Source organism: Pseudomonas sp. MDT1-17 (assembly GCF_054898105.1).
The window spans coordinates 565,919-584,188 of the sequence record NZ_JBUBVM010000001.1 but is presented as its reverse complement, the minus strand read 5'-3'; the positions used below and the strand labels follow the sequence as shown (position 1 = coordinate 584,188).

Below are 18,270 nucleotides of genomic sequence, written 5' to 3'. Positions count from 1 at the left end.
CACATGACTCTTTCTCACCACGTCGCGGTCATAACCAGCGATGAGCAAGCCCTGATTGTCGCCAGTGACCTGGCCGAAGATTTCAAACGCGACAGCGCCTTGCGCGACCGCGAACGCCGTTTGCCGCTCCCGGAACTGGAAGTGTTTTCCCGCTCGGGGCTCTGGGGCATCAGCGTGCCAAAAGAATACGGCGGCGCCGGGGTTTCCAACGTCACGTTGGCCAAGGTGATCGCGTTGATCGCTCAGGCAGATGGCTCGCTCGGACAAATCCCGCAGAACCATTTCTATGCGCTCGAAGTGTTGCGCGTGAACGGCAGCGAAGAGCAGAAAAAACGCCTGTACGCAGAAGTGCTCGCCGGCCAGCGCTTTGGCAATGCCTTGGCGGAACTGGGCACCAAAACCGCCCACGACCGGGTCACCAGCCTGACCCGTGACAGCAGCGGCTATCGCATCAACGGCCGCAAGTTCTACGCCACCGGGGCGATTTATGCACAGCGCATTCCGACCTCGGTCGTGGATGAAAACGGCGTGCAGCAATTGGCGTTCGTGCCGCGCAACAGCAAAGGCTTGACGGTGATCGACGACTGGAGCGGCTTCGGCCAGCGCACCACCGGCAGCGGTTCGGTGGTGCTTGAAGAGGTCTACGTCGCCGCCGAAGACGTGATCCCGTTTCAAAGTGCGTTCGAGCGCCCGACCACCGTCGGCCCGCTGGCGCAGATACTTCACGCCGCCATCGACACCGGCATCGCCCGGGCTGCCTATGAAGATGCACTGCATTTTGTGCGGACCAAAACCCGGCCGTGGATCGATTCCGGCAACGACAAAGCCACCGAGGACCCGCTGACCATCAAGAGCTTCGGCCACTTGAGTATTCGTCTGCACGCCGCCGAAGCCTTGCTGGAACGCTCCGGCGAATTCCTCGACAAGGCTCAGGCCACGACCAACGCCGAGACTGTCGCGGCCGCCTCAATTGCCGTCGCCGAAGCCCGGGCCATCAGCACCGAGATTTCCCTCGCCGCTGGCAGCACACTGTTCGAATTGGCCGGCAGCCAGGCGACCCTGATCGAACACGGCCTGGATCGCCACTGGCGCAACGCTCGGGTGCACACGCTGCACGACCCGGTGCGCTGGAAGTATCACGCCGTCGGCAATTACTACCTCAACGATGAAAACCCGCCACTGCGGGGGACCATCTAAATGGCCAAGAAAAAGATTTTGCTCAACGCCTTCAACATGAACTGCATCGGGCACATCAACCATGGTCTGTGGACGCATCCACGGGACAACTCCACTCAGTACAAGACGATTGAATACTGGACCGAACTCGCGCAACTGCTGGAGCGTGGACTGTTTGATGGTCTGTTCATCGCCGACATCGTCGGGGTTTACGACGTCTACCAAAACTCAGTGGATGTGCCGCTCAAAGAGTCAATTCAACTGCCGGTCAACGACCCGTTGCTGCTGGTGTCGGCAATGGCGGCGGTCACCAAAAACCTCGGCTTCGGCCTCACCGCCAACCTCACTTACGAACCGCCGTATCTGTTCGCCCGTCGCATGTCCACGCTCGATCACCTGAGCCGTGGTCGGGTCGGCTGGAACATCGTCACCGGCTACCTCGACAGCGCTGCCAAGGCCATGGGCTTGAGCGAACAGGTGGAACACGACCGTCGTTACGATCAGGCCGACGAGTACCTGCAAGTGCTCTACAAACTCTGGGAAGGCAGCTGGGAAAACGGTGCGGTACTGAATGATCCGCAGCAGCGGATCTACGCCCAGCCCGACAAAGTGCACAAGGTCGAGCACAAGGGCGAGTTCTATCAGGTCGAGGGTTATCACCTCTGTGAACCCTCGCCGCAGCGCACCCCGGTGCTGTTCCAGGCCGGCAGTTCGGATCGCGGTTTGCTGTTCGCCGGGCGCCACGCCGAGTGCGTGTTCATCAGCGGCCAGAACAAACCGTCGACCAAAGTTCAAGTGGACAAGGTTCGCGCCAGTGCCGTCGAGGCCGGGCGCAACCCCGAGGACATCAAGGTGTTCATGGGGCTGAACGTGATTGTCGGCGAAACCGAAGAGGCGGCCTGGGCCAAGCATGCCGAGTACTTGAGCTACGCCAGCGCCGAGGCCGGCGTGGCGCATTTCTCGGCGTCCACCGGGATCGATTTCTCCGAATACGCCATCGACGAACCGATCCAGTACGTGAAGAGCAACGCGATCCAGTCCGCCACCAAGAACCTGCAAAACAACGACTGGACCCGCCGCAAACTACTCGAGCAACACGCCCTCGGAGGACGCTACATCACTGTGGTTGGTTCACCTGAGCAAGTGGCCGATGAACTGGAATCGTGGATCGCAGAAACCGGTCTGGATGGTTTCAACCTAACGCGGATTGTCACGCCGGAAAGCTACGTGGATTTCATTGAACGGGTGATTCCCGAGTTGCAGCGCAGAGGGTCGTACAAGACCGCTTACGACAGTGGCAGCCTGCGGGAAAAGCTGTTTCACGGCGAGGCGCAATTGCCTGAGCAACATACCGGCGCCGGGTACCGGCGCTAAAAGCTTCGCGAGCAGGCTCGCTCCCACGGGGATTGTGTGAACACCGAAAATCCACTGTGGGAGCGAGCTTGCTCCGGGCGGCGTTCCGACGAAGAGGCCCGCCCAAACAGCCAAAATTTATGCACTGACTGGAAAACCCATCATGACCAAGAAACTCTTAACCCACCCAGTCAAAGCACTGGCCCTGGCCCTCGGCCTTTTCAGCTCCGCCACCTTCGCCGCCGACGCAGCGTTGAAAGTCGGCACCACCGCTGCTTTCGCCATTCCCCTGGAAGCCTCCGTCGAAGAAGCCCAAAAACAAGGCCTGAAAGTCGAACTCGTGGAGTTCAGCGACTGGATCGCGCCCAACGTCAGCCTCGCCGCCGGCGACATTGATGTGAACTACTTCCAGCACATCCCGTTCCTGGAAAACGCCAAGGCCGCCGCCGGTTTTGACCTGGTGCCGTTCGCGTCGGGGATCATCAACAACGTCGGCCTCTACTCGAAGAAATACAAAAGCTTTGACGAGCTGCCAGAAGGCGCCAGCGTGGCAATCGCCAACGACCCGATCAACAGCGGTCGTGGCCTGCAACTGCTGGCCAAGGCCGGGCTGATCACGCTCAAACCGGGTGTCGGCTACAAGGCCACCGAAGAAGACATCATCGCCAACCCGAAGAAAATCAAAATCCTTCAGGTCGAAGCCGTGCAACTGGTCCGCGCCTATGACGACGCCGATCTGGTCCAGAGCTACCCGGCCTATATCCGCCTGTCGAAGACCTTCGATGCCGGCTCTGCCCTGCTGTTCGACGGCCTCGATCACAAGGAATACGTGATCCAGTTCGTGATCCAGCCGAAAAGCAAAACCGACCCGCGCCTGATCAAATTTGTCGACATCTACCAGCATTCGCCGGCCGTTCGTGCAGCGCTGGATAAAGCCCACGGCAAGCTTTATCAAGCCGGTTGGGAAAGTTGAACATGACGGCCGCGATCCAACGGCGACTGGAAATTCCGGAGCCTCAGCAAGCTGAACACACCGAACTGCACCCGGACCTGAATCGCGTCCACGTGCGCTTCATCGGCCTGGGCAAAACTTACAACGGTCAGCAAGGCCCGGTCGCGGCGCTGCACGGCATCGACCTGGCGATCCAGCGCGGCGAAGTGTTCGGCATCATCGGACGCAGCGGCGCCGGCAAATCGTCGCTGATCCGCACCATCAACCGCCTGGAACAACCGAGTACGGGGCGCGTGCTGATCGATCAGGTCGACATCGGTGAATTCGACGAAGACCGCTTGGTGGCGCTGCGTCGGCGCATCGGCATGATCTTCCAGCACTTCAACCTGATGTCGGCCAAGACGGTTTGGCAGAACGTCGAGTTGCCACTGAAAGTCGCCGGTGTGCCGAAGGACAAACGCGAGCACAAAGTACGCGAATTGCTGGAACTGGTGGGTCTGCAAGGGAAGCACAAGGCCTACCCGGCGCAGCTTTCCGGTGGGCAGAAACAGCGCGTCGGCATCGCCCGTGCCTTGGTGCATGACCCGGAGATTCTGCTGTGCGACGAAGCCACTTCGGCGCTGGACCCGGAAACCACGCAATCGATTCTCGGCCTGCTGCGCGAGATCAATCAGCGCCTGGGCCTGACCATCGTGCTGATCACCCACGAGATGGCGGTGATTCGCGATGTATGTGATCGGGTCGTAGTGCTGGAACACGGGCGAATCGTCGAACAAGGGCCGGTCTGGGAAGTCTTTGGCAACCCGCAGCACGAGGTCAGCAAAACCTTGCTGGCGCCGTTGCAGCACGGGTTGCCGGCAGAACTGCAAAGCCGTTTGCGTGTGCAGCCGCAGTCCTCGGATGACGCGGTGGTACTGCGACTGCAATTCACTGGCGCGGCTCACGACGAGCCCGATCTGGCGGCGCTGTTCAGTGCCCTCGGCGGTCGCGTGCGCTTGCTGCAAGGTGGCGTGGAACGGATTCAGGGTCATGCCCTCGGGCAATTGCTGTTGGCGGTGACCGGCTCGTCCCTTGGCGCAGAGGAATTACGCCAACGCGCCGGCAACTGGGCGCAACAGGTGGAGGTGCTGGGTTATGTGGTTTGATCGCTTGCTGCAAGGCTTCATCGACACGTTTTTGATGGTCGGCGTTTCATCATTGATCGCGCTGCTGGTGGGCATTCCGCTAGCGGTGATCCTGGTCACCAGCTCCAAGGGCGGGATCTACGAAGCACCGGCGCTGAACCGCTCGTTGGGCGCGTTCGTGAACCTGTTCCGCTCGATTCCGTTTCTGATTCTGATGGTGGCGTTGATTCCGTTTACACGGTTGATCGTCGGCACCACGTACGGTGTCTGGGCCGCCGTAGTACCGCTGACCATCGCTGCCACGCCGTTCTTTGCGCGCATTGCCGAAGTCAGTTTGCGTGAGGTTGATCACGGGTTGATCGAAGCCGCGCAAGCGATGGGTTGCCGGCGCCGGCACATCGTTTGGCATGTGCTGTTGCCTGAGGCGTTGCCAGGGATTGTCGGCGGTTTCACGATTACGTTGGTGACGATGATCAACTCGTCGGCCATGGCCGGGGCGATTGGTGCCGGAGGGTTGGGCGATATCGCCTATCGCTACGGCTATCAGCGCTTTGATAGCCAGATCATGTTGACGGTGATTGTGTTGCTGGTGTTGTTGGTGGCGGTGATTCAATTGGGCGGGGATCGGTTGGCACGGGGTCTCAATAAGCGTTGAGCCTGGCTGAAGTCCTTGGTTGTCAGTGATACCGCTTTCGCGAGCAAGCTCGCTCCCACAATGATCGCGTCGTACACAAATCTTGTGTTCATTGCAGATTAACTGAGGGAGCGAGCCTGCTCGCGAATGGCTGCGAAGCAGCCACCGGCTTCATGGCGTATATTCGGCAAACCCCAATTGCCTGCGCAGCCGACCATGAAACAGACTCCGACCGACCTCGAGCAGATCACTGCCACCACCCTGGGCCATTACAACTCGGTGGCCGAAGGGTTTCGCGAAGGGACGCGCGATCATGATGTCATCCAGAATATTGATGCGCTGCTGCGGCATATTCAGGGCGAAGTGCCGTTCGACATTCTGGATTTTGGCTGCGGGCCGGGGCGTGATTTGCAAACCTTCACGCGCAGGGGTCACGCCGCTGTCGGGCTTGATGGCTCGGAGAAATTTGCGCAGATGGCGCGCGAAGACAGCGGTTGTGAAGTCTGGCAGCAGGATTTCCTGAAACTTGATTTGCCGGCCGGACGCTTCGACGGGATTTTTGCCAATGCGGTGCTTTTTCATATTCCGCGTCAGGAATTGCCTCGGGTGTTGAAGGAATTGCGCGGGGCTTTGAAGCCGGGTGGAGTGTTGTTCAGTTCCAATCCGCGTGGCGAGAATCAGGAAGGCTGGAACGGTCCGCGATACGGGGCGTATCACGATCTTGAGACGTGGCAGCAATTACTGACGGCGGCGGGGTTTGTGGAGTTGGAGCATTACTACCGGCCGGCGGGGTTGCCGCGGGCGCAGCAGGCTTGGTTGGCGAGTGTTTGGCGTAAGCCTGCGTAGTCAGGTCGGACGCCTTCGTCGGAACGCCGCCCGGAGCCGGCTCGCTCCCACAGTTGACCGAGTTGCCCAGGCGGACGCGGTTCCCTGTGGGAGCGAGCCTGCTCGCGAATAGAGCGCGAAGCGCTCGCCGTTACTGCACTTCTTTCTTTGGCTCCCGAATCTTGTACCAGGCCACATACAACGCCGGCAAAAACAGCAGCGTCAGCAACGTCGCAATAATAATCCCGCCAATCATCGCGTAAGCCATCGGCCCCCAGAACACTTCCCGGGCGATCGGAATCATCCCCAGGCTCGCCGCCGCTGCTGTGAGCAGAATCGGACGGCGACGATGCTCCGTGGCTTGCACCACGGCATCCCACGGTGCATGACCGTCCTTCTCCAAGGTCTCGATCTGCGTCACCAGAATCACCGAGTTGCGGATGATGATGCCGATCAGCGCCAGAATGCCGAGGATCGCCACGAAGCCCATTGGCGTGTCCGTCGGGATCAGCGCCAGCACCACGCCGATCAGCCCGAGCGGCGCGACGCTGGCCACCAGGAACAGCTTCTGCACGCTGTGCAACTGGATCATCAGGAAAGTCGCCATCAAAAACAGCATCAACGGCACGACCTTGGCAATCGGCCCTTGGGCCTTGCCGCTTTCCTCCACCGTACCCCCGGTGGCGACCTTGTAGCCCACCGGCAAACTGGCGGCGAATTTGTCGATGTCGGGTTGGAGCTGTTTCACCAGATCGGTCGGTTGGATTTCGTCACGCACCGCAGCTTTGATGGTAATGGTCGGCTTGCGGTCGCGACGCCAGACCAGCGGTTGCTCAAGTTCATAACGCACGGTGGCAAAAGCCAGCAGTGGAATCGACGTGCCGCCCGGCGTAACGATCTGCAAATTCTGCAGGGTTTCCGGGGTGCCGCGTTCGGCGTCTTCAGCACGACCCACCACGTTGATCAGGTAGATATCGTCGTCGACCTGCGTCACCGGCGCACCGACCACGATGCTGTTCATCAGGTTGGCGACGTCTTCCGACGACAGTCCCAATTGCCGTGCCTTGTCCTGCGCGATGTCGATGCGCAGGACTTTTCCCGGTTCGTTCCAGTCGTAAATGATCTCGCCAATGTGCGAGTTTTTATCCAGTTCGGTGGCCAGGGCGATGGCGTGCTTTCGCACCTGATCGACGTCCTTGCCACTGACCCGGTACTGAATGGGCCGCCCGACCGGCGGGCCCATTTCCAGCGCCTGGACGTAGCTGCCGATGCCGACGAAATCTTTGCGCAACCGCTCACGCAAGCGTTGACTCAGGGCCTCGCGCGATTCCAGGCCTTTGCTGACGATCACCAGTTGGGCGTAATACGGGTTCTGCAATTGCTGATCGAGGGGCAGGTAGAAACGGATCGCACCTTCGCCGATGTACGTGCTCCAGCGCACGATGTCCGGGTCGCCCTTGAGGGTTGCTTCGAGCTTGTCCACAGCCTTGCGGGTTTCGGCGATCGAGGCGTTTTGCGGCAGGTTCAGGTCGACGAGGATTTCCGGGCGGTCCGAGGACGGGAAGAACTGGCTCTGCACAAACTGCATGGAAAACACCGACGCCACGAACAGTGCAAGGGTGATACCGATCGCCCACCAGCGATTGCGCATGGCCCAGAGCATGCCGCCGTTGAAGGCGCGACCGATGCGTCCCGGTTCTGCGTTGTGAGGTTTCACGTTGGCACTGAGAATGTGCACGCCGATCACCGGGGCGAACAGCACCGCGACAATCCACGACACGATCATGGCCACCGCGATCACCGCGAACAGCGTAAAGGTGTACTCGCCGGCCGAGCTGGCGTTCAGGCCGATGGGCACAAAACCGGCCACCGTCACCAACGTACCGGTGAGCATCGGGAACGCCGTCGAGGTGTAGGCGAACGTGGCCGCTTGCTCCTTGGTCTCGCCCATTTCCAGGCGCGTGACCATCATCTCGACGGTGATCATCGCGTCGTCCACCAACAAGCCGAGGGCGATGATCAGGGCGCCGAGGGAGATCCGTTGCATGGTGATGCCGCTGTATTCCATGAAGACGAAGACCATCGCCAGCACCAGTGGAATCGAGCACGCCACCACCAATCCGGCGCGCACGCCGAGGCTGATGAAGCTGACGATCAGCACGATCACCACCGCTTCGAACAGTGCGCTGGTGAAGCCGCCGACGGCTTTTTCCACCACTTCGGCCTGGTCGGAAACCGTGTGCACACCGACACCCACCGGCAAGTCCGCGGTCAGGTCGGTCATGCGCTGGTGCAAAGCCTTGCCGAACACCTGGATGTTGCCGCCCTTCTTCATGGCGATGGCCAGACCGATGGCCGGGTGGCCGTTAAAGCGGAACTCCGGCGTCGCCGGGTCGACATAGCCACGGCTGATCTCGACGATGTCGGCCAAGCGGTAGAAGCGATCATTGAGCCGCAGGTTGACGTTTTCCAGATCTTTTTCGGAAGCAAACTGCCCCGACGTCCGCACGGAAATCCGCTCGGGACCGGCTTCGATCACCCCGGCCGGGGTCACCGCGTTCTGGGCTTGCAGGCTCTGCACCACCTGACGCTGATCGATGCCCAGCGCCGCCAGTTTGCGGGTGGAGAAGTTCAGGTAGAGGACTTCGTCCTGCTCGCCGACCATCTCGACCTTGCCCAGCCCCGGTACTTCGCGGATCTCGGCGCGGACCTGCTCGACGTAATCGCGCAACTGACGCATCGACAAACCATCAGCGGTAAAGGCGTACACCGAGCCGAATACGTCACCGAATTCGTCGTTGAACCCCGGCCCTTGAAGTCCTTTGGGGAAATCGCCACGAATGTCGTTGATCTTCTTGCGCACCTGGTACCAGATTTGCGGAATGTCCTTGGCACTGGTGGTGTCACGCAAGTTAACGAAGACCGTTGACTCGCCGGGGCGGGTGTAGCTTTTCACGTAGTCGAGCGAATCAAGCTCTTCGAGTTTTTTCTCGATGCGGTCAGTGACCTGCTTGAGAGTTTCTTCCTGGGTCGCGCCCGGCCAGCGGGTCTGGATCACCATGGTTTTGATGGTGAACGACGGGTCTTCCTCGCGGCCGAGGTTCATGTACGAGAACACGCCCATCAGCAGCGCGACGAACATCAAATACCAGACAAACGACTGATGCTTGAGGGCCCATTCGGATAAGTTGAAACTCCCTTTCATTGCGGGCTGTCCTCATCGATTTTTACTTTTTGCCCAGGTTTCAGGCTGTTCACACCCGCACTGACCACCCGCTCGCCAGATTTCACACCGTCGGCCAGCACCACTGTGCTGTCAGTGCGGCTGATCAGGCTGACGTCTCGCGGGGCAACGGTTTGCGTCTGCGGATCGACGACCCAGATTCGCGACTTACCATCAACCTCCTGCAGCACGCTCACCGGCAATTCGATGCGCGATTTGATCGCGGAGCTGAGAGTCACGCTGATCGCAGTGCCCAGGCGAAACCCCGGTGGCGTATCAGTCAGGCTCAGACGGGCGCGACGGGTGCGAGTCGCGCTGTGGGCCTGGGGTTCGATTTCGCGAACGATGGCGGTGGTGGTAATGCTCGGGTCCAGTTGCACGGCGACTTGAAACACCACGTCCGCCGGCAACTGGTCGACCAGCGTGTCGGGGAGGTCGATCACCGCTTCCTTGATGTCCGGCTGCGCCAGGGTCACCACTTGTTGGCCGGCGGTCACCACTTGCCCGGCTTCGGCATTCCACGCGGTGACGATGGCTTTGTGGTCGGCGCGCAGTTCGACGTAGTCGAGTTGGTCCTTGGCCTGGTCGACCGCCGCCTTGGCCTGATCAAGGGAGGCCTGCGTAGTTTTAAGATCGGTCTGGGCGATGTCCAGTTGTGCCTGCGCACCGACCCCGCGATCGAACAGTTCCTGCTGGCGCCGGGCGTTGGCCTGGGCATTGATCAACTGCGCCTGCACACGGGCCAGATCGCCCTGGGCCGAGCGCAACTGGTTTTGCTGGTCAGTGGGGTCAAGTGTGGCGAGCAAGGCACCCTTCTCGACTTCGGCACCGACATCGACGTTACGGCTGGCGATTCGGCCCGGCACCCGGAAGCCGACATTGCTTTCGTAACGGGCCTGGATGCTGCCGGCGAAGCGGCCAAGATTTTCCTCGTCCAAGGCCTGGACCTTGATGGACAACACCGGGCGAACAGGCTCCGGAGGTGGTTCTTTTTTCGAGCAGGCCACCAGGATCACACCAGCAAAAACCAGCAACAGACGCTTCATGGCTGGGCTCCCGCGGCTAAATCCTTATAGGTGTTTTCGGCGATTTCCACCTTCACGCCGGGGTGCAGTAACTGGCCGCCGGCGATGACGACTTTTTCGCCGCCCTTCAAGCCGGCACTGATGATCACTTTGCCAGTCAGGTAACGACCGACAGTGACGGTGTGCAGCTGTGCCTTGCCCTCGTCGTCCACCAGCCACACGGCCGGGTCGCTGAGATTTTTGGTCAGCGCCGACCAGGGCAGTTCGACCGCCGACTTGCCCGGCGCCTTGGCCGTGGCACTCACCACCGAGCCGAGCTGCATGCCTTCCGGGAGTCCGTTGAGAGTGACTTTGACCTGCACCGTGCCGGTCTGCGCGGAGACGGCCGGGGTGATTTCCCGGACGGTGCCGGTGGTTTTGATCGCGGGGTTGTCGAGCAGGCTGACCACGATCGTTTTATCTTCCGGCGCCTCGGCCAGCAGCGATTCGTAGACGTTGAACACGGCATCGCGCTCACCATCCCGGGCCAGGCTGAAAATCGGCACCGTGGCCTGCACCACTTGGCCGACTTCGGCCTGACGCGCGGTAATCACTCCTGGCGCGTCCGCGACCAGCGCGGTGTAGCTCAGTTGTTCACGGGCATTGGCCAGTTGCGCCTGGGCAGCCGTCAGGGCGCTTTGGCTGCTGCGCAAGGCGGCTTGGGCGGAATCGTATTCGCTCTGGCTGGTATAGCCCTTGGGCAGGAGTTTTTGCTGGCGAACGAAAGCGGCGGCCGTCTGTTTGACTCGGGCCTGCTCGGCGACGACCTGTGCCTGAGCCGAGTCGACGTTGGTTTGCAGGTCCTTGGGATCGAGCTTGGCCAGCACTTGTTTGGCCGATACCCGGTCACTGACATCGACCATGCGCTGGATGATCTTGCCGCCAACGCGGAACGACAACTCGGTCTGCACCCGCGCCTGAACATCGCCGGTGAGTGTCACAGTCGCTGCGTAATCAGCCGATTTGACCTCTTGCACAAACACCCGCGGGCGGTCCTTCTCGACCGGTTTTTTATCGCCGCACGCGGTCAGCAAGGCAAGGACGCCCAAGCCAACCACTATTCTCAATCCGGGACCAGCCATGCAGACTCCTTTGCGTTGTACGGACGTGCCAATGGCGATACGACTGTGAGCTTAGAGCAGGGTTCCAAGGGTGCACGACGGTTTCAAATAAAGCGATCACGCCACAAACCTTGTAGCAGCCGAACGCAGGCTAGTCTTTGCGCTGTAGGAGGGATCTTTTTTTCGGATTACCCCTCCAACGACGCACAGCTTTTGGCCACACTCCCCCGGCCGAACCCCCACAAGGAAGAGAAAATGGCTGACGTAAAAGTGCCACAGCGGCTGGATCCGCAGGACATCGTGAAGTTATTGGTGGCGTTGCGCAGGGCGTTGAAGGCGGGGGTGGCCTAAAACCTTAAAAGCAAAAGATCGCAGCCTCGTTTCACTCGACAGCTCCTACATTGAAATGCGTATCCCCTGTAGGAGCTGTCGAGTGAAACGAGGCTGCGATCTTTTGATCTTGGCGCAATAAAAAACGCCGACGCTCTATCAGCCGTCGGCGTTCGAAACCTTGAAGGGTTTGATGCTGCGTCGAATCAGAACGCCGGCAATACCGCGCCGCTGTACTTCTTCTCGATGAATGCTTTCACTTCAGGACTGGTCAACGCCTTGGCCAGTTTCTGAATGGCAACGCTGTCCTTGTTGTCCGGACGAGCCACCAGGAAGTTCACGTAAGGCGAATCTGCACCTTCGATCACCAGCGCGTCTTTAGCCGGGTTCAGACCTGCTTCCAGCGCGTAGTTGGTGTTGATCATATCCAGATCGACCTGGTCCAGAACACGCGGCAGCATGGCCGATTCCAGTTCCTTGAACTTGAAGTTGCGCGGGTTCTTGGCGATGTCTTTCGGGGTGGCCAGAGCGTTTTTCGGGTCTTTCAACTCGATCAGGCCAGCCTTCTGCAGCAGGATCAGGGCACGGCCGCTGTTGCTGCCTTCGTTCGGGATCGCGATGGTTGCGCCGTCTTTCAGCTCAGCCAGGGTTTTGACTTTTTTCGAGTAGCCGCCGAACGGTTCGACGTGCACGCCGATCACGGTCACCAGATTAGTGCCTTTGCCTTCGTTGAAGCTTTTCAGGTACGGCAGGGTCTGGAAGTAGTTGGCGTCCAGACGCTTCTGGTCGACCTGTACGTTCGGCTGAACGTAGTCGGTGAAGACTTTGATTTCCAGGTCCACGCCTTCTTTGGCGAGGGTGGGTTTGATCAGTTCCAGAATCTCGGCGTGTGGGACCGGGGTCGCCGCAACCACCAGTTTCTCACCGGCCTGGGCCAGGCCCGCGGTCAGGGCAGCCGCCAATGCGGTGAACAACAGAACCTTCTTCATGCAGTGTCCTTATCGAAAATCACGGTCGTCATCGACGACGGCTTATTGAGTACGAGTGCCAGTGAAGTGCTATCGCTGGCGTGACGCGGACAATACCGGGATTTTTTATTCCCGAACAATATCTTTTATTCACTTTCATATTCCATTTTGTTCATACAGATCGCTACAGCGTCTGCGTCAGGCTTTCGAGCAAATGCTTGAGTGCAGATCGCTCGGCAGCCGTGCCGTTTTTAATCAGCTGAGCAGCTTGTTGCTCGATCTGCACCAATGACGGCGGCGCCTCGGGCAGATTCAAATGCTCCGGCAAAATCTCATCGCCGGTGCTGACCAACAACGCAAAGTGAATGACGTTTTCCAGCTCTCGGGTGTTGCCCGGCCAACTGTGTTGCTCTAACAGATGCTGCGTGGCTTCGCTGATCAGCGGCACCGGCAGGTCCAGGCGCTGGCTATAAATGCCCAGGAAATATTCCGACAGCGACAAAATATCGCCCACCCGTTCACGCAAGGCCGGCAGTTCGAGCTGGCCTTCGCTGAGGTAGTGGTAGAGCCGCTCATGAAATTTTCCGGCGGCCACCGCTTGGGCCAGGTCGATGCTGGTAGCCGCCACCAGGCGCACGTCCACCGGGCTCGGTTGGTGAGCGCCGACACGAGTGACTTCGTGGTTTTCCAGTGCCGCGAGCAATTTGATCTGGATCGGTAGCGGCAAATCGCCGATCTCATCCAGATAGAGCGTCCCGCCGTTGGCAGAACCGAACCAGCCAGCACGACTGCTGGCCGATCCGCTGTAACTGCCAGCGGCATAACCGAACAATTCAGCATCGGCGTAAGTCGGACTGATCGCGCCGCAGTTGACCGACACGAACAACCCGCCGCGATCACTCGCGCGATGGATGTGCCGCGCGAGCAATTCCTTGCCGCTGCCGGTTTCGCCACGGATCAACACCGAGATCGAGCGCGGTGCCAATAACTCCAGCTCCTGGCGTAACTGACGCGAACGCGGATCGACAAACACCAGCGCCTTGGCGCGAATACTCAGAGGACTTTTTTCTGCGTCGGGAAAGGTCAGTAGCGGCTGACCGAATACTTCAAAACTCATGGCAGACTCCCGCCCAAAACCGCCGGGAGACGGGGGGCGTTTTTTAAAAAAAAAGGTTTAAGCACGTCGCAGGGCGTGGTGTTCCATTCGGTTTTGCAGGCGATAGAGATAAGCAAAACCCTGCTCCCAGCGTTGGTGACCGGACTTCACATTGATGTGCCCGGCACCCGACAAAATCCCCGCCTCGGCGCCCCAGTTGCGTGCCAGTTCCAACGCACGCGGTGTGCTCACGGCGCTGTCGTTGTCGGAGCTGACAACCTGACTCGGGAACGGCAGCAGGTGGATCGGAATCGGTGCGAAGTTGCGCAGGGCCGGTGCGCAGGCCGCACGTTCGACGTCCGCCGGGGCGACCAGCAAGGCGCCGCGAACCTGACGCAAAAACTGCACGGGGGCAGTGGCAGCCCAATGCGCGACAGTGATGCAACCCAGGCTATGGGCGATCAGGATCACCGGCGTGCTGTCGGCGGCAATCGCCTCGGCCAGGGCCGCCACCCAGTCTTCGCGACGCGGCGTCAGCCAGTCGGCTTGCTCCACCCGTGCGCTGTTCGGCAGGCTGTTCTGCCAATGGCTTTGCCAATGATCTTCCGGCGATCCTTGCCAGCCCGGCACAATCAGGTAGCGAATTGATTCGTTGCGCATGGGGGAGCTCTCCTGCTGCGTGTCTGTTCCTGAGCAAGTATAAGAAGGAGAGTTATATTCGTTAAGGAATAAGAAGCTATTTATTAAGACCTACAAAGCATATGCATCAGTTTTGTATAGGCAAAAAAAGGGACCGCACCCTGCCAAGGAGACGGCCCCGGAAACTCAAAATCTGTTAGCGCTAATCAACATCACTGAAGCAATGATTGGCTGAAACGGTTATCCAATAAAGGAATATTTACTTACGTTATTAGATCAAAAACACATATACCAACCAGCGATACATCGACTACCCAGCAACCCTGCTGAGTCATAACGTATCGCCCCTTTGGGTCAGATTGATGACGGGCGCCTTTGCCGTTTTGAGTTTCCGAGTGCACATCGATCAAGCCTGAGCGGCACGAACCTCCTGCGCCTCTGCTGCTTCCTTGCGCACAAACCGGTTCGCCCGCGCAAACGTCCCGAAATCATTGAACCGCACACCCATCTCGCGCATCACTTTATGCGCCACCGGCACGGTCATCTGACGGATGTAAAACGGTTCCTTCACCACAAAATGATGGATGCCGTGGCTGCTGCCAAAGTTGAAGCAGAACGCCTGCAACGGCCACATCCACCAAGGGTTCAGCACTTGGGTCTGCTGGATCACGTTGCCCGGCTCGACATCACCGTAGTAGTGCATGTTCGAGCTGACGAAATGCAGGCAAAAGGTCCGCAACACGTTCGGCCCGATGATCACGACCGCCGCGATATCGATCACGTGCATCACCGACAACGTAGTCGCCGACCATTCGATGGGCGTGCCCATCAGGTGAGCGATGCCGTTAGCCGCGTGAAAGCCGAGAAACAGGTACCACGCCCCCCAATGCACCAGCGCCAGCGGTGCGTAGACCTTTAGGGCGCGCTTGATAATGCTGATCTTGTGAGCCCAGGTCTTGGCCCGCAGCATGCGGATGAACGCCGACATCACGTTGTCGCCGACCATCAACAGCCGCGCAAAACCCCAGGGCTCGCCGTTGGTGATGGCGCGCTCTTCCATATCGGATTCCGTGCCGGAGACTTTGTGGTGATTGAGGTGCAGATGCCGGCGAATCCACGGATTGATCGTGCTCGGTCGCGCCAGCCACACCAGGCCCATCATCAGGTTGTGCGGCACGCGCTGCTTGCGAAAGTACATGCTATGAATCAGGTCGTGTTCCAGCTCGTGGGTCAACGAGGCAAAAAATGCGTTGAGCAACAGGCATACCCACCAAGCCATGTGCCCGGTCATGTAGAGCGTCGCCGAGCCGATCATCCCGATCAGAGCGAAGGCCAGAATGCCCGCGCCCAAGGTGTCCTGATGGTTGAGAATCGGGTAGCGCTGACGCAACTCAACGCCCTTGGCCAGCACTACTTGGCGAATATGCGCTGATCGCTGCGTTGCATTCAGTCGCGGGGGACTTGCAGAAGTACCGTGCATGCTTCCATCCTCTGGTTATTGATGTTCACATCCTGCCTTGTGAACCCTCGCAACGTGGTAGCCGTGAACGCCAACCTGTTGACCGGAAGCGCCAATCAGCATGACTGAACCGACCTCCCTCGCCAGCTGGACCCGCGCCCTGCGCAAGCAACTCGATGCGCTGGGCCTCGACAGCACCGCCCTGTGCCAACAGGCGGGGCTCGACCCGCAACTGATGGACGACCCGAACGCCCGTTACCCGTTGTCCGGCACCACGCGCCTTTGGGAAATCGCCGTGCAAGTCAGCGGCGACCAGGCGATTGGCTTGCGGGTGTCGCGTTTCGTCAGCCCAACCACGTTCCACGCACTCGGCTATGCGCTGGTCGCCAGCGGCAGTCTGCGAGAAGTGTTCGAGCGCATCGTGCGTTATCACCAAGTGGTCAGCGATGCCCTGGAACTGGAACTGACCCGCACCGAGGACCGCTACCGCTTCCGCCTGAAAATCCCGCCAGGCAATCCGGCCCCGGCCTTCGAAGCCATCGATGCCTTCACGGCGATTTACGTACGCACCTGCCGCAATCGCCTGGGCCGCGATTACGCCCCGCTGGCGGTGTACCTGCGCCGCCCGGAACCGGCGGACCCGCATCAATGGCACAAAGTCTTCCGCTCACCGGTGTACTTCGCCGCCGATGAAGACCGACTGGAATTCGCCGTCGTGGACTTCGACAGCCACCTGGACGACGCCAACCCGGAACTGGCCGAGCACAACGAAGCTGTGCTCAAGCGCACCCTTGCACAACTCAAACCCCTGACATGGGAACGTAAAGTTCGCGACGCCATTGAGGAGCAATTGCCGGAAGGCGAGCCCAGCGCCGAACACATCGCCCAGGTCCTGCACCTGAGTTTGCGCAGCCTGCAACGGCATCTGGCAGACGAGGGTTGCCGGTTCGATACATTGCTCAACGAAAGCCGCGAGAATCTGGCGCTGCTGCATTTGCGCGATCCGCAATGCTCATTGAGTGAGATCAGCTATCTGCTGGGATTTGCCGATACGAGCAGCTTCAGCCGCGCGTTCAAGCGCTGGACGGGGATAACGCCGGGGCAGTTTCGGGATGGGTTGCGGTGACAGATCCGGAAGGTGTGTCGCCTCGTCCGACGAAGGGGCCAGAGCAGACACCGCAGAAACTTCAGCGCCCCCGATCACGCCGCAACAACTTGCGTACCCGCTTCACCAGTTCACTCGCGGCAAATGGCTTGAGCAGGTAATCATCTTCATGCAGCTCCAACCCGCGCAGGCGGTCCTCGATGCCGTCCTTGGTGGTCAGGAACAGCACCGGCGTGTCACCGAGCTTGCGGATCTGTTGCTGCAACTGCCAGCCGTTGAGCCCTGGCAGCATCACGTCGAGGATAATCAGCTCATATTCGCCGGACTCGATAAAGCGCCGACCGTCCATACCATTGAGCGCCACATCCACCGAATAACTTGCCTCACTCAGGCCCTTGGCCAGAAGTTTGGCGATCTCGGGTTCGTCTTCCACTAACAGCAAACGCATGGCACACCTCAATTGTCGTCATCACAGGCTAGGCGCCTTGGGGAACAAAGCCCATCACTAACGCTTATTCGATGAGAGAAACGACTAAATAACCAACGCCCGCAACCGCTCGGCATCCAGAATCTCGATCTCGCCGTACTTTAGATTCACAATCCCCTGCCCCTGCAAGTCCTTGAGAATCTGGTTGGTGGTCTGGCGCGACAGCGACAGCATCGACGCCAATTGCTCCTGAGGCAGTTGCAGCACCCGTCGTGGCGGATCGATCTCGCCATAACCCTCGGCGATCATCAGCAAGCGATGAGCCAGTCGAGCAGCGGCTGGCATGAGGCTCAGCTGTTCGAGATTGATGAACGTCAGGCGCAGTTTCTGGCTCATCAACAATGCCAGTTGCCGCCAGTACACCGGTTGCTCATCAAGCAACGCCAGCAATACGGTCTGCGGGATGTGCAACAGGGTGCAATGGCCCAGACCGAATGCGTCATGAGTGCGCGGGTGGCCATCGAACAGGCAGATTTCGCCGAACCAGTGGGGCGACTCCACCAAACTCAGCACCGCCTCCTTGCCCTGCTCGCTCACCGCGCCGATGCGCACCGAACCTTCGAGCACCGCGTACAGGCCGCACGCAGGATCGCCGCGCTTGAACAGCCGCTGTCCCGGCGACAATCGCCGCACCCTGGCGGGCGCCAGCAGACTATCCTGTAAGGGAACAGGTAAATGGCTGAACCACTGGCCGCTCATCAGGCGTGGACGCCAGACCTGCTTATCCATGAAAACTCCTAGAGATTGTCGCCTGGCTGACAGAGCGAGATGTGG

General features: G+C 59.7%; 16 protein-coding genes. 7 read left to right on the top strand and 9 right to left on the bottom strand.

The annotated features are described in order from the left end of the window. Window positions 1–3 precede the first annotated feature (3 nt). The 6 genes from ACYZTX_RS02555 to ACYZTX_RS02530 all read left to right on the top strand — a co-directional run bounded on the left by ACYZTX_RS02555 (window position 4) and on the right by ACYZTX_RS02530 (window position 6,085). Window positions 4–1,197, top strand: a complete 1,194-nt coding sequence (locus tag ACYZTX_RS02555; RefSeq protein ID WP_462032821.1) for an SfnB family sulfur acquisition oxidoreductase — start codon at window positions 4–6, stop codon at window positions 1,195–1,197. Then, entirely contained in the window at window positions 1,198–2,550 is a 1,353-nt protein-coding gene (locus tag ACYZTX_RS02550) for an LLM class flavin-dependent oxidoreductase (RefSeq protein WP_462032820.1), read from the top strand. Between the two features lie 142 nt (window positions 2,551–2,692). Further along, on the top strand, window positions 2,693–3,502 hold the full coding sequence (locus ACYZTX_RS02545; RefSeq protein WP_462032819.1) for a MetQ/NlpA family ABC transporter substrate-binding protein: 810 nt from the start codon (window positions 2,693–2,695) through the stop codon (window positions 3,500–3,502). 2 nt (window positions 3,503–3,504) lie between these two features. After that, window positions 3,505–4,626, top strand: a complete 1,122-nt coding sequence (locus tag ACYZTX_RS02540; protein ID WP_462032818.1) for a methionine ABC transporter ATP-binding protein — start codon at window positions 3,505–3,507, stop codon at window positions 4,624–4,626. Next, a complete protein-coding gene (locus ACYZTX_RS02535; RefSeq protein ID WP_462032817.1) occupies window positions 4,616–5,260 on the top strand; it encodes a methionine ABC transporter permease in 645 nt (214 codons plus the stop codon). The genes ACYZTX_RS02540 and ACYZTX_RS02535 overlap by 11 nt, the downstream gene beginning before the upstream one ends. A gap of 195 nt (window positions 5,261–5,455) precedes the next feature. Next, window positions 5,456–6,085: a class I SAM-dependent methyltransferase gene (locus ACYZTX_RS02530; RefSeq protein ID WP_462032816.1), complete on the top strand. Its 630-nt coding sequence runs from the start codon at window positions 5,456–5,458 to the stop codon at window positions 6,083–6,085. Window positions 6,086–6,215: 130 nt separating this feature from the next. Here the strand turns inward: ACYZTX_RS02530 and ACYZTX_RS02525 are convergent, their stop codons facing one another. From ACYZTX_RS02525 to ACYZTX_RS02495, 7 genes are all read right to left on the bottom strand, one after another. Beyond that, entirely contained in the window at window positions 6,216–9,269 is a 3,054-nt protein-coding gene (locus ACYZTX_RS02525; RefSeq protein WP_462032815.1) for an efflux RND transporter permease subunit, read from the bottom strand. Further along, on the bottom strand, window positions 9,266–10,333 hold the full coding sequence (locus ACYZTX_RS02520; RefSeq protein ID WP_462032814.1) for an efflux RND transporter periplasmic adaptor subunit: 1,068 nt from the start codon (window positions 10,331–10,333) through the stop codon (window positions 9,266–9,268). Before ACYZTX_RS02520 ends, ACYZTX_RS02525 begins: the two co-directional genes overlap by 4 nt. After that, on the bottom strand, window positions 10,330–11,433 hold the full coding sequence (locus ACYZTX_RS02515; RefSeq protein ID WP_462032813.1) for an efflux RND transporter periplasmic adaptor subunit: 1,104 nt from the start codon (window positions 11,431–11,433) through the stop codon (window positions 10,330–10,332). Before ACYZTX_RS02515 ends, ACYZTX_RS02520 begins: the two co-directional genes overlap by 4 nt. Window positions 11,434–11,948: 515 nt before the next feature. Continuing rightward, window positions 11,949–12,731, bottom strand: coding sequence for a MetQ/NlpA family ABC transporter substrate-binding protein (locus ACYZTX_RS02510; protein WP_462032812.1), 783 nt, complete (start codon window positions 12,729–12,731; stop codon window positions 11,949–11,951). A gap of 163 nt (window positions 12,732–12,894) precedes the next feature. Continuing rightward, the gene (locus ACYZTX_RS02505; RefSeq protein ID WP_462032811.1) at window positions 12,895–13,827 is read right to left on the bottom strand and encodes a sigma 54-interacting transcriptional regulator; all 933 of its coding nucleotides are present in this window, start codon (window positions 13,825–13,827) and stop codon (window positions 12,895–12,897) included. 57 nt (window positions 13,828–13,884) lie between these two features. Beyond that, complete coding sequence (locus ACYZTX_RS02500) at window positions 13,885–14,466, bottom strand: alpha/beta hydrolase (RefSeq protein WP_462032810.1); 582 nt, start codon at window positions 14,464–14,466, stop codon at window positions 13,885–13,887. 385 nt (window positions 14,467–14,851) lie between these two features. Further along, entirely contained in the window at window positions 14,852–15,925 is a 1,074-nt protein-coding gene (locus ACYZTX_RS02495; RefSeq protein ID WP_462032809.1) for a fatty acid desaturase, read from the bottom strand. 100 nt (window positions 15,926–16,025) lie between these two features. Here ACYZTX_RS02495 and ACYZTX_RS02490 point away from each other — a divergent pair, with 100 nt between their 5' ends. Continuing rightward, complete coding sequence (locus ACYZTX_RS02490; protein ID WP_462032808.1) at window positions 16,026–17,030, top strand: AraC family transcriptional regulator; 1,005 nt, start codon at window positions 16,026–16,028, stop codon at window positions 17,028–17,030. A gap of 61 nt (window positions 17,031–17,091) precedes the next feature. On the opposite strand, the gene ACYZTX_RS02485 is transcribed toward ACYZTX_RS02490, so the two are convergent. Together ACYZTX_RS02485 and ACYZTX_RS02480 are read right to left on the bottom strand one after the other, a co-directional pair. Continuing rightward, window positions 17,092–17,457 (bottom strand): response regulator, encoded by a 366-nt coding sequence (locus ACYZTX_RS02485; protein WP_462032807.1) that lies wholly within the window; start codon window positions 17,455–17,457, stop codon window positions 17,092–17,094. 84 nt (window positions 17,458–17,541) lie between these two features. Next, window positions 17,542–18,225: a Crp/Fnr family transcriptional regulator gene (locus ACYZTX_RS02480; RefSeq protein ID WP_462032806.1), complete on the bottom strand. Its 684-nt coding sequence runs from the start codon at window positions 18,223–18,225 to the stop codon at window positions 17,542–17,544. Window positions 18,226–18,270: the final 45 nt, after the last annotated feature.

Bases quoted from the DNA above. Each gene is read 5' to 3' on its own strand.
- ACYZTX_RS02555 (WP_462032821.1), top strand. From the start codon at position 4: ATGACTCTTTCTCACCACGTCGCGGTCATAACCAGCGATGAGCAAGCC.
- ACYZTX_RS02550 (WP_462032820.1), top strand. From the start codon at position 1,198: ATGGCCAAGAAAAAGATTTTGCTCAACGCCTTCAACATGAACTGCATC.
- ACYZTX_RS02545 (WP_462032819.1), top strand. From the start codon at position 2,693: ATGACCAAGAAACTCTTAACCCACCCAGTCAAAGCACTGGCCCTGGCC.
- ACYZTX_RS02540 (WP_462032818.1), top strand. From the start codon at position 3,505: ATGACGGCCGCGATCCAACGGCGACTGGAAATTCCGGAGCCTCAGCAA.
- ACYZTX_RS02535 (WP_462032817.1), top strand. From the start codon at position 4,616: ATGTGGTTTGATCGCTTGCTGCAAGGCTTCATCGACACGTTTTTGATG.
- ACYZTX_RS02530 (WP_462032816.1), top strand. From the start codon at position 5,456: ATGAAACAGACTCCGACCGACCTCGAGCAGATCACTGCCACCACCCTG.
- ACYZTX_RS02525 (WP_462032815.1), bottom strand. From the start codon at position 9,269: ATGAAAGGGAGTTTCAACTTATCCGAATGGGCCCTCAAGCATCAGTCG.
- ACYZTX_RS02520 (WP_462032814.1), bottom strand. From the start codon at position 10,333: ATGAAGCGTCTGTTGCTGGTTTTTGCTGGTGTGATCCTGGTGGCCTGC.
- ACYZTX_RS02515 (WP_462032813.1), bottom strand. From the start codon at position 11,433: ATGGCTGGTCCCGGATTGAGAATAGTGGTTGGCTTGGGCGTCCTTGCC.
- ACYZTX_RS02510 (WP_462032812.1), bottom strand. From the start codon at position 12,731: ATGAAGAAGGTTCTGTTGTTCACCGCATTGGCGGCTGCCCTGACCGCG.
- ACYZTX_RS02505 (WP_462032811.1), bottom strand. From the start codon at position 13,827: ATGAGTTTTGAAGTATTCGGTCAGCCGCTACTGACCTTTCCCGACGCA.
- ACYZTX_RS02500 (WP_462032810.1), bottom strand. From the start codon at position 14,466: ATGCGCAACGAATCAATTCGCTACCTGATTGTGCCGGGCTGGCAAGGA.
- ACYZTX_RS02495 (WP_462032809.1), bottom strand. From the start codon at position 15,925: ATGCACGGTACTTCTGCAAGTCCCCCGCGACTGAATGCAACGCAGCGA.
- ACYZTX_RS02490 (WP_462032808.1), top strand. From the start codon at position 16,026: ATGACTGAACCGACCTCCCTCGCCAGCTGGACCCGCGCCCTGCGCAAG.
- ACYZTX_RS02485 (WP_462032807.1), bottom strand. From the start codon at position 17,457: ATGCGTTTGCTGTTAGTGGAAGACGAACCCGAGATCGCCAAACTTCTG.
- ACYZTX_RS02480 (WP_462032806.1), bottom strand. From the start codon at position 18,225: ATGGATAAGCAGGTCTGGCGTCCACGCCTGATGAGCGGCCAGTGGTTC.